This is a genomic window from Thiocapsa sp. C2-2m, from assembly GCF_041903745.1.
Taxonomy (GTDB): Bacteria; Pseudomonadota; Gammaproteobacteria; order Chromatiales; family Chromatiaceae; genus Thiocapsa; species Thiocapsa roseilacustris.
Genome location: NZ_JBBWVD010000017.1, coordinates 67,078 through 81,773, shown reverse-complemented (window position 1 = coordinate 81,773; position 14,696 = coordinate 67,078). Strand labels below are relative to the sequence as shown.

Genomic DNA, 14,696 nt, shown 5'->3' with positions numbered 1-14,696 from the left:
CCGCGGGTCGACGACGAACCGCCGCGGATCTCTCGATCGACACGTCCGCGGATACCCCGTCCCCTGGGGCAGGTCCGTACACTGAGAAGGATCCATTGGCTGAATCCTAGACCCGGCGGATCGCCTCGAACTGCCGACCGCTCCGCAGATTCCGAAAAAGGACCGATCAGCTGTCGAATCCTTTCAGGATCGCCCGGGTCTCGTCGGCGGAGATGCGCGGGCCGAGACTGGTCACCAGCTTTGCCGAGGCCGCCGAGGCGAGATTGCCTGCTCGCGCAAAATCCCATCCTTGGCCGAGGCCGTACAGGAAGGCACCGGCGAACATGTCTCCCGCACCGACCGTATCCACGGCCTTGACCTTGACCGCTGCGATCTCGATCAGATCCTCGCCGTCCCAAACCAAGGCGCCGTCCGGCCCGCGCGTGATGGCGAAGGTCCGGCTGATGGTCTTGAGATAGTCCACGGCGACGCCGAGGTCGTCGCTGCCGGCCATGCCCATCGCCTCGAACTCGTTGGCGAACAGCAGGTCCACCCCGCAGCCGATCATCTCGAGGAGTCCGGACTTGAAGAACTTCACCATGTTTGGATCGGACAGGGAGATCGCGGTCTTCACCCCGGCCGCATCGGCGATCCCCTTCGCGACGATGGACGCCTCCCGGGCGGCCTCCGAGGTCACCAGATAGCCCTCCGTGTAGAACCACTCGGAGTCGCGCAGCGCGTCCTCGACCAGCTCGCCGGCGGACAGGGCGCCGCTGACCCCCAGAAAGGTGCACATGGTGCGATCGCTGTCCGGCGTCACCAGGACGACGCAACGCCCGGTGTGGCCTTCATCTTTGCGGGTATGGTTGTTGGTGTCGACACCGCCTCGGACCAGATCGTCCATGTAGAAATGACCCAGCTCGTCGTCGGCCACCTTGCACGAGTAAAAAGCCTTGCCGCCGAGCTGACTGAGCGCAATGACCGAGTTCGCGGCCGATCCGCCCGAACCGCGCCGGGGTTGGTGATGCTTGAGATGCGACATGATCGCCGCTTGCTGCACCTCGTCGACCAGGGTCATGACGCCCTTGTCGATCCCAAGGATGCCGAGATCCGTCGCATCCACCTCGTACTCCATATCCACCAGCGCGTTGCCGATGCCGTAAACCTGATATTTCGCCATGAATCCCTCGCCGCCTCGTCGAAAAGGGGGCAGTGTATAACCGATCCGGATGAATCGCTTACTACCGATCAGTGAAGCTCGGCACCGGGTCCAGCGCGATATGACTCTCACGGAGACGCGGAGGGCACGGAGAATCCGAGATCTGTCCTTCGTGCGCTCCGTGGCTCCGTGGCTCCGTGAGAGAGCTCAGAAACCTGCCTCGCCGGCAGCTGCGGACATCGGTGTCGATGCGGTTCAGTTGTTCGGGTATCCGTCCGCGCGATGGGTCCAGAATCCTCTGGCACGCTCGCGCCATGTCCAGGGACCCTCGATGGTGCCGTCCGGCCCGAGCCGCAGCTCGATGGCGCCGACAAGACCGGTGTCGAGTGCCGGGATGCCGCGCGCCGACACCCGCTCGCGCACCTCGGCGACGGGAAAGCCGAAATGGTTGGCATAGCCGGAGGCGAAGAGGACGAGCCCGGGCGCGACGGCGTCCAAAAACTCGGGATGCGTCGAAGTGGCGCTGCCGTGGTGACCGGCGACCAGGACATCGCTCGCAAGCGCATCCCCCCATTCGCGGGCAAGTCGGCGCTCGACCCTCGCCTGGATATCACCGGTCAGAAGGATCGAGCGGCCCGCGGTCTCGACACGCAGCACGCAGGAGGCGTCGTTGCCGTGGAATCCCGCGTCGTCCGGATGGAAAAACCGAAACGTCACACCGGACCAGTCCCAGCCCTCCCCCGCCCGGCAAGGCTCGGCACCCGGCAGATCTAGATCCGCCGGTTCTCCGCTGTCGATGCGATCGATGGGGATGCGTCCGGCCAAACCGGCCAGACCACCGGCATGATCGCGGTCGGCATGGCTGACGACCAGACGCTCGATCCGACGCACCCCTTGGGCTGCCAGAAAGGGCGCAACCACCGCGCTGCCCGTATCGAAGCCGCTCGGAAACCCCGGTCCTGTATCATAGACGAGCGTGCCCTCCCGGGTGCGCACCACGGCGGACAGGCCGAGCCCGACGTCCAGCAGAGTGAACCATGCCTCGCCGTCGCCCGGCTGCGGCGTGCGCAGGGCGAGCATCGGAAGGACGAGCAGCAGACCCAGCCAGCGTCCCGGCAGCCCGCGCGGCGCGAGCAGCAACAGTGCCCCGGCACCCGCGGCCAGCCAGACCCAACCCGGACGCTCGGGCAGCGCCATCACGGCCCAAGACAAGTCGGCGATCCAGGCGAGCCCGTCCAAACACCACCCGAGCAGCTGCGCTGTCCACTGCAGAGGCAGCCAAGAGATCAGGCCAAACCCGGGGATCAAGCTGAGCAGACTCGTCACCAAAACCAGCGGCAGCAGGATCAGACTGAAGAGCGGCACGGCCACCAGATTCACCGGCGGCGCAATCAGCGAGGCCCGTCCGAAGAGCAGGAACAGGAGCGGCAAGAGACCGATCCCGACGGCCCACTGGGCGCGACCCCAGCGGGTCCAGAGATCGCGGCTCGGCAGCCGGTGCCCGAGGCTGAACAAGAGCACCGCCACGGCGCCGAAGGACAGCCAAAACCCAGGCGACAAGACTGCCCCCGGATCCACCAGCAGCACCCCGACCAGAGCCAGTGCGAGCGCATGGTAAGGCCGCAGCGTCCGCTGCCAAACGAGCGCCGCGAAGACCACGGCGATCATGACGAGCGCGCGTTGGGTCGAGACCGCGAAACCCGCGAGTCCCGCATAGCCGAGCGCGGCGATCATCCCACCGACCGCCGCCGCGCGCGGTGCGGCAAACGCGGCCGTGAGACCCGCACTGCGCGACCAAAGCCAGCGCACCAGAACGAAGACCGCACCGGCGATCAAGCCGACATGCAGCCCCGAGATCGCCACCAAGTGGTTGGTCCCGGTGCGCGTCATCACCTCCCAATCCTCTTGATCGAAACCGGAGCGATCGCCGATCACCAGGGCCTGTACGAGCGGCAGGGCCGGTGCGCCGTCCAAGACCCGGGCAAGATGCTCGGCCAGGCCCTGCCGCCGACGGTCGAGCCAATAGCGGCCGGCACCCGCATCGAGCCGCTGCGGCGGCTCGCCCCGACGCAGGTTGCCCGTCGCCTGCACACCCTGCTCGAACAACCAGCGCTCGAAGTTGAAGGTGCCCGGATTGGCGAAACCGTGCCGAGGCTTGAGCCTCACGGGCAGGCGCCATTGCTCACCGGCGCGCAAGGGCGGCGCGTCGTCGTACCAGGAGAGTCGGACCAGACCGGTGAAGGGGATGCGCTCGCCCTCGTGCCGGGCGCGCTCCACCTCGAACAGGAATCGCCGAGCGAGACCGGAATCGGTAGGGATCGAGGCGACGCGCCCTTCCACGACCAGGGGCGCGCGGGCCAGCGCATCGGGCAAGGGCGAGCAGAGCAGTAGGCAGGCATTCCAGTGCGCCCAGAACGCACCGAGCAGCAGCCAGAAGGGCCATCGAAGCGGGCGCCAGCGCCACGCGGCGAGGCCAAGAGCAACCACGACGACTCCGAGCGGGGCAAGCGGCGGCAGACCGGGCAGCAGGTAAACCACGGCGACGCCGGAGGCGAATGCAAGACCGGCAGCGGTCGTGCTCCGGGTCATTGTCGGAGCGCCGCAGGGGATTCGCCACCGCCGCTCGACGGCATGCGCCGGTCCCGACACCACCGATCACAGCATCTATCCATGACTGCTATATACTCCGCGGCCTGATCCTCTGGCGTAAGATCCACCGGACTTGCGGCGTGAAACGATGGCTCAAAAGAAACCTACCCGCGGCCGGCACCTTCCGGGCCAATCGCCATTTCGGCGTCTTCGGCAAACTGCTGCACGACCCCAACTTTTGGCACCTGAATCGTCACTCGGTCTCGGGCGCCACCGCAATCGGTCTGTTCGTGATGTTTTTGCCGCCGGTCGGCCAGTCCCTGATCGCCGCCTGGGCAGCCATCGTCCTGCGTGTCAACCTGCCGATCGCGGTGGTGGTGTCCTGGATCTCCAATCCGGTCACCATTCCGCCGATGTTCTATTTCGCCTATCGCCTGGGGTGCTGGATGCTCGGCATCGAGCCCGGCCATTTCGCGCTGGAATACTGGCTGGACTGGCGCCACTGGATCGCGGTGCTCTGGCCGCTGATGCTCGGCAGCCTGGTTTGTGCGTTCCTCTGCTCCGGACTGGGTTATCTGACCGTCCAGACGCTCTGGCGCTGGCACCTGATGCGGCGGATCCGCGAGCGGCGTGAACGCTATCGGGCGTCGGCGTCGCGCGACAACCGCCCGTCGTCCAATCGCCAGACCTGATCCATGCGACCGGCCAGCTCCTGATCGTGTGTGACGATGACCAGGCTGGTACCGATCGCGAGATTGAGCTCCAGCATCAGGTCGAAGACGCGGCCGGCGGTGATCCGATCCAGGTTTCCGGTGGGCTCGTCCGCCAGAAGACAGGCCGGATGAGTCACCAGGGCGCGCGCCACCGCCGCGCGCTGACGCTCGCCCCCCGACATCTCGCCGGGTTTGTGCCGGGCACGGCTCCCGAGACCCACCCGATCCAGCAAGGCCGCCGCGCGATCGCGTGCCTCGGCCGGCCGGCTGCCGCCGATCAAGAGCGGCATGGCGACATTCTCGAGCGCGGTGAACTCGGCGAGCAGATGATGGAACTGGTAGACAAAGCCGAGATGGCGGTTGCGCAGCAGACCGCGCTTGGCCTCGGAGAGTCGGTTGACCTCCTGACCGAGCCAGCGCAGGCTCCCGCTGCTCGGGCGCTCCAGTCCGCCGACACAATGCAGCAGGGTGCTCTTACCCGAGCCCGAGGCCCCGACGATCGCGATCCGCTCGCCGGCGCCGACGCGAAAATCCACATCGCGCAGCACCTCGACCTCCAACGGACCCTGGCGGAAGGTCTTCGACAGACCCTTGACCTCCAGCACGGGCGCGAGATCACTCATAACGCAGGGCCTCGGCCGGTTGAGTGGCCGCCGCACGCCACGCCGGATAGATGGTCGCGAGCACGGACATGAGGAAGGCCGCGCCGCCGACGAACAGCACGTCTTCGAGATGCACGTCCGAGGGCAGCGCGCTGATGTAGTAGATGGTTGGATCCAAGAAGTGTACGCCGAAGAGCCCCTCGATCCCGGCGACGACGGTCTCGACATTGAGCGCCAGGATCACGCCGGCCACCATCCCGATCAGGGTCCCGACCAAACCGATCGCCGTGCCCTGCACCATGAAGATCCCCATGATGCGAGCGGGCGAGGCACCCAGGGTGCGCAGCACCGCGATATCCGCCTGCTTGTCGGTGACGACCATCACCAGGGTCGAAACGATGTTGAAGGCGGCCACAGCCACGATTAGGAAAAGGATGATGCTCATCATCCGCTTCTCCATCGCCAATGCGCTGAAGAAGTTGCTGTGGACCTGCGTCCAGTCCAGGACACGGTAGACCCCCCCGAGCTCGTAGGCGATGTCGCGCGAGAGTCGCGGCGCGAGCCACATGTCGGTCAGCTTCAGGCGCACACCCGAGACCGCCTCGCCCAAGCTCAGCAGCTTGGCCGCGTCGCCCATCTGCATGAAGGCGGCATTGCGGTCGTAGTCCGCCATGCCGACCGAGAAGACGCCGCTCACGGTGAAACGTTTGAGCCGCGGCATGATCCCGACCGGCGTCGCGCTCACCTGCGGCGTGACGACGGTGACCTTGTCGCCGGGCACCACGCCCAGGAAATTCGCCAGATCCTGACCGAGGATGATCCGAAACTCCCCGTCGACCAGGTCGTCAACCGATCCCGCGACCATATCCCGTCGCAGCTCCGCGACCTGGTCTTCCTCCGTCGGAATGATGCCGCGGATCAGGGCGCCGCTCACCTGCGAGCCGTTGACCAGCATCCCCTGCACCTCGACGAAGGGTGCCGCACCGACGACGTCCGGGTGCGCTCGAACCCGCTCCAGCACATCGCGCCAGTCCTTGATGCCTCCGCCGTAGGGATCGGCGAGGGTGGCATGCGAGGCCATGCTCAGGATGCGAGCCTGGATCTCCTTGTGGAAACCGTTCATCACCGAGAGCACCACGATCAGCGCCACGATGCCGAGCGTAATGCCCACCATCGAGGTGCCCGAGATGAAGGAGATGAAATGATTACGGCGTTTCGCTCGCGTGTAGCGAAGGCCGATGTAGATGGCGATGGGATGGAACATGGCGCGGGATTTAACCACAAAGGTCGCGGACGCGCCCGAAAACCGTAGCACGGGATGCCGGGCGGACACGCCCGTAGGGAACATCGCTGTGATGGCATGAAAGGCACGGCCTGCCTTACCGAGAACCTGGCTTGTGCATCAGCCGGCCGAGCCGCGACTGGTCGCACGGATCGGGGGTACGAGTTTCTCATTTGCCGAGGAGACCGGACTGATCCGCGGAATCGATGCCTGGGTGCTGCGTACCGCCTGCACCGAGCGCAAGCGTTGGCAGGCCGAGGGACTCGACGAGGGAACACTTAGCGCTGGGCAAGACCCTGGGCATACGCGTCGTCGCTCATGGCATCGAGACGCAGAACCAGGCCGATTTCCTGCGGGAGTCCTGTTGTACGATTGCACAGGGGCTTCTCTACACCCAACCGCTCGGTCTGCACGAACTGATGCGGTTCGTCAAGACCTGGGCCTGAGGAACGACTCGAAAACAACCGGAGCAATTCCGCCGGGGTGCGCAGGCGCACTCCGGCCCGGACGGACGCCGCCAAAGAGGCGCGGCGTGAAACAGAACGACTATGACCGGGAGGAGAGCACCATCATGACTCGACTCGACTCGATGCACGTGCGGACGGCGTCCTCGGCCTTGCTGAGCAAAGGCGATCAGGCCACCAGAATCCTTGGACTCCACAATGTCGAGCGCCAGGGCGCCGACCGAACGAGCAACCGTAACCCGAGAATCGCAACCCCGGCCGCGGATCTCGACTATGAGATCGAAGACGGCCACCTGCAGATCCGGATCGATGGCTCGCTGGATCTGCGCTGCGCCTTTGCCTTGCTGCTGATCGGCCAAACGGTGGACGGGAGCATCAACGCCTGTACACTCGACCTGACCGGCGTCGACCGGATCTTCGACTCCGGGATCGCGGTGCTGGTCTTGGTCACCCGCGAGCTGAAGGAGAAAGGCGTGGAGCAGATCCGAATCCACGGCCTCGACCTCGACAGCGCGACCCTGCAGCCGCTTTTGATGTAAGCGTCCCGGGATAGCGCCAGATCAAACCCTACTCACCCCGTCGGCTCATGGCCGATCGGCTTCGCTCGGTCGGGTGAACGAGCGCGAGCAAGGTCCATGGCGCCCTGCGACGGCGCTTGTCCGTCCTACGGGGCAAAGTCATCGACATGGCCGGCTTTGTGAGCACGGCCTCGCCGACCCCTCCGGCCGGGGACACGGATGGGTCAGGATCTTCTAGAATGATGACAAGACTCGACCAAGCGAGCGATGCACAGCTGACGCGGCTCTCGGCGGAGCTCAGACGCGCAGACAACGGGTCGGACGATCTGACCCGCCTCGTGCATGAGCTGCAGGTCCATCAGATCGAGCTCGAGCAGCAAAACCCCGAGCTGCTCGCGGTGCGTGCTGTCCTGGAGGAGTCGCGCGAGTGCTATGCGGACCTCTATGATTTCGCTCCGGTCGGCGACCTCTCGATCGACGTCGCGGGCAGGATCCGAGACATCAACCTGACCGGCGCCAAACTGCTCGGGCAGTCCCGAAATCGATTGATCGGTCGGTCATTCAGCACCTACATCGCCCCGGACGATCGCATGCTGCTGAAGGCCCATATTGCCGACGCATTGCACTCGCAGGCGTGCAGGAGCTGCGAGCTGCGGTTGAGAACGGGCAAGGCGGCGATCTGCGCGGAGCCCCCAACCCTGATGCTCGAAAGCCGGCGCGAGGCCGGGCGCACGCCTGCGCAGATCCGCGCCATTCTCTCGGACATGACCGAGCGCAAGCAGGCGGAGTACGAGCGCAGGCAACGCGACATCGCAACAGCCGCGGCGGAGTCGAGACATCGACTGGTGAGCGGACTTGAGCGACTGTCGGCCGCAGCGACAGCCGCGTTCGACCCGCAGGCCGTCTTGAATGACCTCTTGCGGGTGGATCGCGCCTGGCTGCTGTCTCCGTTCGATCCCGACGCGGCCGAGGTACGCGTACTGGCAGAGGCCGCCGTTCCGGGCTGCCCGGGCGAACCTTTTTTTGATCACACCATCCCGATGGATGACCCGCTGCGCCGCCTGATCCGCTCGGCCCTGAACGCATCCGCTCGGTTGCAGGATCCGGATCCGAGCGCGGTTCCGATGCTGGGCGGCCGCTTCGCGCCGCGCTCGCGCCTGATGGTCGCGGTGTGCCCCGAGGGTGATCGGCCCTCGCTGCTGGGACTGCATCAGTGTCGGGTCGAACGCACCTGGAGCGAGGACGATCTGACCCTGGTGCGGGCCCTCGCGGGACGACTCGCGGACATCTTCGACAACCTCGCGGTGCGGCGCGCGCTGACCGAGAGCGAGGAGTGTTTTCGCGCCACCTTCGAGCAAGCGGCGGTCGGCATCTGTCACCGCGACCCACAGGGCTTCTTTCTCCCGGTCAACCGCAAGCTCTGCAACATCCTCGGCTACACGCAAGAGGAGCTGCTCGCCCAGACCTGTCGCAGTCTCGTCCACCCGGATGATTACGATGGATTGATCCGGTACATCGCGAGGATCGTCGCGGGCACGTCCTACGACCGGGACAGAGACCGAGGCGAAGCGCAAAGCCTTGAGCTGCGACATATCGGCAAATCGGGCCAGACCATCTGGTGCAACCTCACGATGGCCCCCGTACGCGATTCGAGCTCATTCAGAAACCGGTCAATCACCAGGAGCTCCTGCAGCGCGTGCGCAAGGCGCTCGCCGCGGACGAGCGCTTCCGGGCCGAGATCGGCGACCCGCGAATCATCGCCGAGCGGCTCGAGCAGCTCACCCCCAAGGAGCGTGAGGTACTTGAGGCGATCGTCAGCGGAAACACCAATAAGGCGATTGCCGGCACGCTCGAGCTCAATGTCCGCACAGTCGAGACACATCGCGCCAACCTGATGCACAAGCTCGGGGTCCACTCGACCGCGGACCTGGTCCGCTTGGCGCTTGCGTGCCGACTGCGCCTGTAAATCTTTAATAACGCGTCAGAAATCAGTTGAGCACCGAATCCAATCGTTGTCGTTGTCGTAATCGTAATCGTGATCGTATCGACGGTCGATTACGACAACGAGAATGTTCTCGAACGGTCTCGGAATTTCTGCACCGCTCCGCACGAACAAAAAGAGAAGAGGAGGACTCAAGAGGATGGAACGCCGATGGCATCATCGAACCGAGAGCGACATCCCCGCAACCCTCGCCATGAGCGGCAAGCACGGCCCAGCTCCCTGCCGAATCAGAAACTTCAGTGCGGGCGGGCTCTTCATCGAGACCGCCGAGACCCTCGCGCGCAATCAGTTCATTCAGGTGCACATCCATCCGCACGGCGTCTCGCCGCAGATCATCGACGGAATGGTTGTTCATGTCGAGGAGGGAGGGGTCGGGATCGAGGCCGGGACCCGATTCTGGTCGCAAGCACTCAATTGGGGGTGACAGCGAGCGTGCGGCATACAATAGACACATCGACAACCCAACAAAGATGCCTGCCATGCGCCGATTCCCTGCCGAGTGGGAACCCCAGAGCGGGGTCATGCTCACCTGGCCTCACGAAGACACCGACTGGGCCGATCAGTTGGATCGGGTCGAACACCTCTATGCCGACCTCGCCGCCCTGGTCGGGCGTTACGAGCCGGTGCTGAACGTTTGCCGGGACGCCGCGCACGCCGCGGCAGTCCGCACACGCGTCGCAGCCGCGGGCGCCGCTCCCGAGAGCCAGCGTTTCGGTCTCGCCCCGAGCAACGACACCTGGGCGCGCGATCACGGACCGATCGGGGTTCGCACGGACGCGGAAGAACCGCTCCTGCTCGATTTCCGTTTTAACGGATGGGGCGGAAAGTTCGCCGCCGATCGCGACGACCGCATCACCGTGACCCTAAGCGAAGGTGGCCTCTTCGGGGATGCCCCGCCGGAGGCCGTCGACCTGGTTCTCGAAGGCGGTGCGATCGAAACCGATGGCCGTGGCACCCTGCTCGCGGTGACCCGGACGCTGGTCGACCCGCGACGCAATCCGGGCCTGACGCGCGACGCGATCGAGCAGCTGCTCGCCGAGCGTCTCGGCATACGCCGCTTCCTGTGGCTCGAGCACGGCGCCATCAGCGGCGACGACACCGACGGACACATCGACACCCTGGCGCGCTTCTGCGACCCCGACACACTTTGCTACGCCCGCTGTACCGACTCGACCGATGCCGATTTCGCCGAGCTTCACGCGATGGAGCAGGAGCTTCGGGCCTTGCGGGACCCACAGGGCAATCCCTACCGTCTGGTGCCCTTACCGACCCCCGCCCCCGTTCTGGACGGCGACGGCGAGCGCCTTCCGGCAGGCTACGCGAACTTTCTCCTCATCAACGGCGCCGTGCTCGTGCCGACCTACGACAACCCGGCGGATGCCGAGGCGCTCGACACCCTAGGCCATCTCTTCCCGGACCGCACCGTCCTGCCCATCGACTGCCGGCCCCTGATCCGCCAGGGCGGCAGCCTGCACTGCATCAGCATGCAGCTGATGGAGGGCGTGCTGGCTTAAACCGCGCCCGGTGCGGTATACGTTGTGTTGGAGTGGCCTGGCCGCACCAGTTCCGACAACTTTCGGAGCTTGCGCGGTTTAAGCCGATTTCCGCAAACTTCCATACCCGTAGGTCGTCTTTCTCATCCAAACCGCGTCACAGTATAGGGTCTTGGAAACCGCTAGGGTTCGAACACCCGAAAACGCCCGGATGAACCAAGGACGCGGCTTTAAATCATTCGAGCTCGCTAACGTTCTTATTAACTGCGCTGCATCAAATCAGGGCGACGGCAAAGCGCCTAGAATTCCAGGCGGATAAGTTGAGGTGTGTCGTATGTCGTTGCTGGATCAGATTCCCGTCGTCGTCGAAACCGGCTCGGCCGTGCCCGAGGGTGATCCGCATCCGCAATGGTACGGCAACGCCGAGCCCGTCCTGCATGAAGTCCGCCATGCCCTGTCGCGTTTGATCGCGACCGGGGAGACCACCAAGATCGATCTGAAAGCGATGCCCTTCGGTCCGGGTGAGCTTGAGCGCCTGCTGTCGTTTCTCGGCACGGGCGAGGTCCAGGCCACCATCGAGGCACTTGGCCCGACCCGAATCCAGGAGACGGCCGTCTCCGGGGTCTGGCTGGTGGATTATCTGAATTCCGAGGCGCATCGCCTCGCCCTGCATCTCGAGATCGCGACAGTTCCCGAGATCCTGTGTCCGCAGCCGCAGGATCTGGACGACGCGATCGCCGCGCTCGACGCCCGATTAAATCCGGACCAGAGCGCCCCGCCTCTCGCGTCCTGACATCTGAAGGAGGGACTATGGCTGCCCGTAAACCCACTGATAAAACACTCGGCGAGAGCCTTCGGGAACGTGGCGTCTCGCGCCGCGGCTTCCTGAAGTTCTGTGCCGCGACCGCCTCGATGATGGCGCTGCCGCCGAGCATGGCGCCGGCGATTGCCGCGGCGCTGGAGAAGGCCAAACGACCATCGGTCATCTGGCTGTCGTTCCAGGAATGCACCGGCTGTACCGAGTCGCTGACCCGCAGCCATGCCCCGACGCTCGAGGATCTGATCCTCGACGTCATCTCGCTGGATTATCACCACACCCTGCAGGCCGCGGCCGGCGATGCCGCCGAGCATGCGCGCGAGCAGGCGATGGCGGCGAATCCGGGTGAGTATCTGGTCATCGTCGACGGCTCCATCCCGGGGCCGGACTCCAATCCGGGTTACTCCACCGTCGCCGGGCACAGCAACTACGCCATGCTGATGGAGACGGTGGAAAACGCCGCCGCCGTCATCGCGGTCGGCTCCTGTGCGACCTTCGGCGGTCTGCCCGCGGCCAACCCCAATCCAACCGGCGCCATGTCGGTGATGGATCTGGTGAAGAACAAGCCGGTCATCAATGTCTCGGGCTGTCCGCCGATCCCGATGGTGATCACGGGCGTCATCGCCCATTACCTGACCTTCGGACGTCTTCCCGAGCTCGACGCCTACAACCGCCCGATGGCCTTCTACGGTCAGTCGATCCATGACCGCTGTTATCGCCGGCCCTTCTACGACAGGGGGCAATTTGCCAAGACCTTCGACGACGAGGGTGCGCGACTGGGCTGGTGTCTGTATGAGCTCGGCTGTAAGGGTCCGACCACCTACAACGCCTGCGCGACCATGCGCTGGAACGACGGTACCAGTTGGCCGGTCGAGGCCGGACATCCCTGTCTGGGCTGCTCCGAGCCGAAATTCTGGGATGCCGGCGGCTTCTACAACGCCGTCTCGGTGCCGACCTCGGCGTCCGGAATGAACGTGCTGGCGGCCGGTGCGACCGGTGCCGTCGTCGGCGGCGCGGTCGCGGCGCTGGCCAAGAAACAGACCAAGACAGCCGTCGCCCATCGTCAGCCCGTCACGGTCGAAGAATTGGAGGCGAAGCTATGAGCGGCTCGATGGAGTTTCTGTTGTGGACCAAGGGTCCGATGTTCAACATCGCGATCGCCATCTTCGCGATCGGTCTGCTGGTGCGCATCGCCGAGATCTTCATGCTCGGGCGCAAGAAGAACTTCGCCGAGGCGCGCGCCGGCGAGTGGGGACCGGGCTTTCGGACCATGTTCACCCGCACCGTCGCGGATCCGGGCACCTTCCAGCGCGCACCCTTCAACGTGGTCGTCGGCTGGGTCTGGCACATCGGCTTCCTGATCGCGCTGCTGCTCTTCCTGCCGCATATCGCGCTGATCGAGAGCCTGACCGGTCTGTCCTGGCCGGCGCTGCCTAATCCGGTCATCAGTCTGGTCACCTCCGTCACCCTGGTCGCGCTGATCGCTACCCTGGTGCATCGCATGACGCATCCGGTGAAGAAACGCATCAGCACGGTCGAGGACTACGTGGTCTGGGCCGTGGTCTTCGCGGTCGTACTGACGGGCTGGCTGGCCTTTTACCGTCTGATCAACCCCTACCCGCTGGTTCTGGGCATGCACATCCTTTCGGCCGAGATCATGCTGATCCTGCTGCCCTTCACCAAGCTGACGCACATCTTCACGACCTTCATCGCACGCTGGTACAACGGGGCCGCATTCGGCCGTAAGGGGGTTCAGTCATGAGCGAGCTGACACTCGACAAAGGCCTAACGCAGCCGCAAGCCGCCCCGAAGACGAGCGAGCTGTCACTCGAACGGGGGCTCGCGGCCTTCCGTGCCGAGGTCGACGGTCCGGTCGCGGCCTTCTTCTCGAGCTGCGTGCACTGCGGCATCTGCGCCCAGTCCTGTCCTTTCTATCTGGAAACGGGCGATCCCAAGTACACGCCGATCCTCAAGCTGGAGCCGCTGCGTCGCGTCTGGGAAAACGACTTCACACTCTGGGGCAGGATCAAGGGACTGTTCGGCCTGCAACAGAAGGTCACCGACGCGATGCTGGCCGAATGGGAGGAGCTGCTCTACGACTCCTGCTCCATGTGCGGTCGCTGCTCCATGGTCTGTCCGGTCGGCAACGATCTGGCGCTGATGATCCGCAAATCGCGCGAAGGCATGGTCCAGGCCGGGCATGCGCCCGAAGGACTGATCGCCGCCTCGGTGCGCGCCATTCAGACCGGCAGCCCCATGGGTCTGCAATGGAAGACGCTGGCGGTACAGATCAACCATGTCCAGACCAGCAGCGGCCTGGAGGTCCCGGTCGACAAGGACGGCGCCGAGTATCTGGTGCTGCTCTCCTCGATGGAGATCATCAACTTCCCCGAGTATCTCGAAGCCATCACCAAGATCTTCGACCATGCCGGGGTCACCTGGACCCTGTCGACCGACTGCTTCGAGGCGACCAACGCCGGCATCCAGATCGGCAACAAGGACATCGCCGCCCAACTGGTCGAGCGTGTCGTGGCCGCCGCCGAGAAGCTCAAAGTCCCCAAGGTGATCAGCCCCGAGTGCGGTCATGCCTTTACGGCCATCCGCTGGGAAGGCCCGAACCTGATCGGTCGGCCCTACCCCTTCAAGGTCTTCCACATCATCGAGGTCCTTGATGAGCTGCGCGCCGCGGGGCGGATCAAGACCGAGGGGATGGAGACCGATCGGCTCTCGATGCACGATCCCTGCAACCTCGCCCGCAAGAGCGGCGTCATCCAGCAGCAGCGCAACCTGATGAATCTGGTCGCGGAGAACTTCGTCGAGCTGAAAGAGCACGGCAAGTTCCAATGGTGCTGCGGGGCGGGCGGCGGGGTGAGCTCCAACGAGCGCGCAGAGCCGCTGAAGATGGCCGCCTTCAAGCGCAAGAAGGCGCAGATCGAGGAGGTCAACCCGGAACGCATGGTCACCATGTGCGCCACCTGCCGGACCCAGCTCGAAGAGGGTCTGGAGGAATTCAACATGGAGATCCCGGTGGTCGGTCTCACCGAGATGATCGCCGAGCACCTGGTGGAGAAGAACTGA

The 14,696-nt window shown here is 64.9% G+C and carries 14 protein-coding genes and 1 pseudogene; 11 read left to right on the top strand and 4 right to left on the bottom strand.

Annotation, left to right across the window (positions count from 1 at the left end; all coding sequences use genetic code 11):
- Positions 1–166 precede the first annotated feature (166 nt).
- Positions 167–1,159, bottom strand: coding sequence for an adenosine kinase (locus tag AADX97_RS14645; RefSeq protein WP_374234075.1), 993 nt, complete (start codon positions 1,157–1,159; stop codon positions 167–169).
- 234 nt (positions 1,160–1,393) lie between these two features.
- Complete coding sequence (locus AADX97_RS14640) at positions 1,394–3,727, bottom strand: DNA internalization-related competence protein ComEC/Rec2 (RefSeq protein ID WP_374234074.1); 2,334 nt, start codon at positions 3,725–3,727, stop codon at positions 1,394–1,396.
- Positions 3,728–3,867: 140 nt separating this feature from the next.
- Between AADX97_RS14640 and AADX97_RS14635 the strand changes: the two genes are divergently transcribed.
- Positions 3,868–4,419 carry a DUF2062 domain-containing protein gene (locus AADX97_RS14635; RefSeq protein WP_374234073.1) on the top strand — a complete coding sequence of 184 codons (552 nt, stop codon included), beginning with the start codon at positions 3,868–3,870 and terminating at the stop codon, positions 4,417–4,419.
- Here the strand turns inward: AADX97_RS14635 and lolD are convergent.
- Complete coding sequence (gene lolD / locus AADX97_RS14630) at positions 4,365–5,063, bottom strand: lipoprotein-releasing ABC transporter ATP-binding protein LolD (protein WP_374234071.1); 699 nt, start codon at positions 5,061–5,063, stop codon at positions 4,365–4,367. The two genes, AADX97_RS14635 and lolD, sit on opposite strands and share 55 nt — an antisense overlap.
- The gene (locus AADX97_RS14625; protein WP_374234070.1) at positions 5,056–6,306 is read right to left on the bottom strand and encodes a lipoprotein-releasing ABC transporter permease subunit; all 1,251 of its coding nucleotides are present in this window, start codon (positions 6,304–6,306) and stop codon (positions 5,056–5,058) included. Before AADX97_RS14625 ends, lolD begins: the two co-directional genes overlap by 8 nt.
- Positions 6,307–6,530: 224 nt before the next feature.
- Here AADX97_RS14625 and AADX97_RS14620 point away from each other — a divergent pair, with 224 nt between their 5' ends.
- The 10 genes and pseudogenes from AADX97_RS14620 (at position 6,531) to AADX97_RS14575 (ending at position 14,696) form a co-directional block, all read left to right on the top strand.
- A complete protein-coding gene (locus AADX97_RS14620) occupies positions 6,531–6,770 on the top strand; it encodes an EAL domain-containing protein (RefSeq protein ID WP_374234069.1) in 240 nt (79 codons plus the stop codon).
- Between the two features lie 86 nt (positions 6,771–6,856).
- Positions 6,857–7,327, top strand: coding sequence for a hypothetical protein (locus tag AADX97_RS14615; protein WP_374234068.1), 471 nt, complete (start codon positions 6,857–6,859; stop codon positions 7,325–7,327).
- Between the two features lie 146 nt (positions 7,328–7,473).
- Positions 7,474–8,904: pseudogene (locus AADX97_RS14610) on the top strand (PAS domain S-box protein); the annotation flags it as partial.
- Positions 8,905–8,924: 20 nt separating this feature from the next.
- Positions 8,925–9,272 carry a response regulator transcription factor gene (locus tag AADX97_RS14605; RefSeq protein ID WP_374234067.1) on the top strand — a complete coding sequence of 116 codons (348 nt, stop codon included), beginning with the start codon at positions 8,925–8,927 and terminating at the stop codon, positions 9,270–9,272.
- A 175-nt stretch (positions 9,273–9,447) separates the two neighbouring features.
- A complete protein-coding gene (locus AADX97_RS14600) occupies positions 9,448–9,732 on the top strand; it encodes a PilZ domain-containing protein (protein ID WP_374234066.1) in 285 nt (94 codons plus the stop codon).
- A 55-nt stretch (positions 9,733–9,787) separates the two neighbouring features.
- Positions 9,788–10,822: an agmatine/peptidylarginine deiminase gene (locus AADX97_RS14595; protein WP_374234064.1), complete on the top strand. Its 1,035-nt coding sequence runs from the start codon at positions 9,788–9,790 to the stop codon at positions 10,820–10,822.
- A 313-nt stretch (positions 10,823–11,135) separates the two neighbouring features.
- Positions 11,136–11,594, top strand: coding sequence for a hydrogenase expression/formation protein (locus AADX97_RS14590; protein ID WP_374234063.1), 459 nt, complete (start codon positions 11,136–11,138; stop codon positions 11,592–11,594).
- Between the two features lie 17 nt (positions 11,595–11,611).
- Complete coding sequence (locus AADX97_RS14585; RefSeq protein ID WP_374234062.1) at positions 11,612–12,721, top strand: hydrogenase small subunit; 1,110 nt, start codon at positions 11,612–11,614, stop codon at positions 12,719–12,721.
- Positions 12,718–13,380 carry a hypothetical protein gene (locus tag AADX97_RS14580; RefSeq protein ID WP_374234061.1) on the top strand — a complete coding sequence of 221 codons (663 nt, stop codon included), beginning with the start codon at positions 12,718–12,720 and terminating at the stop codon, positions 13,378–13,380. Before AADX97_RS14585 ends, AADX97_RS14580 begins: the two co-directional genes overlap by 4 nt.
- Complete coding sequence (locus AADX97_RS14575) at positions 13,377–14,696, top strand: (Fe-S)-binding protein (RefSeq protein WP_374234060.1); 1,320 nt, start codon at positions 13,377–13,379, stop codon at positions 14,694–14,696. Before AADX97_RS14580 ends, AADX97_RS14575 begins: the two co-directional genes overlap by 4 nt.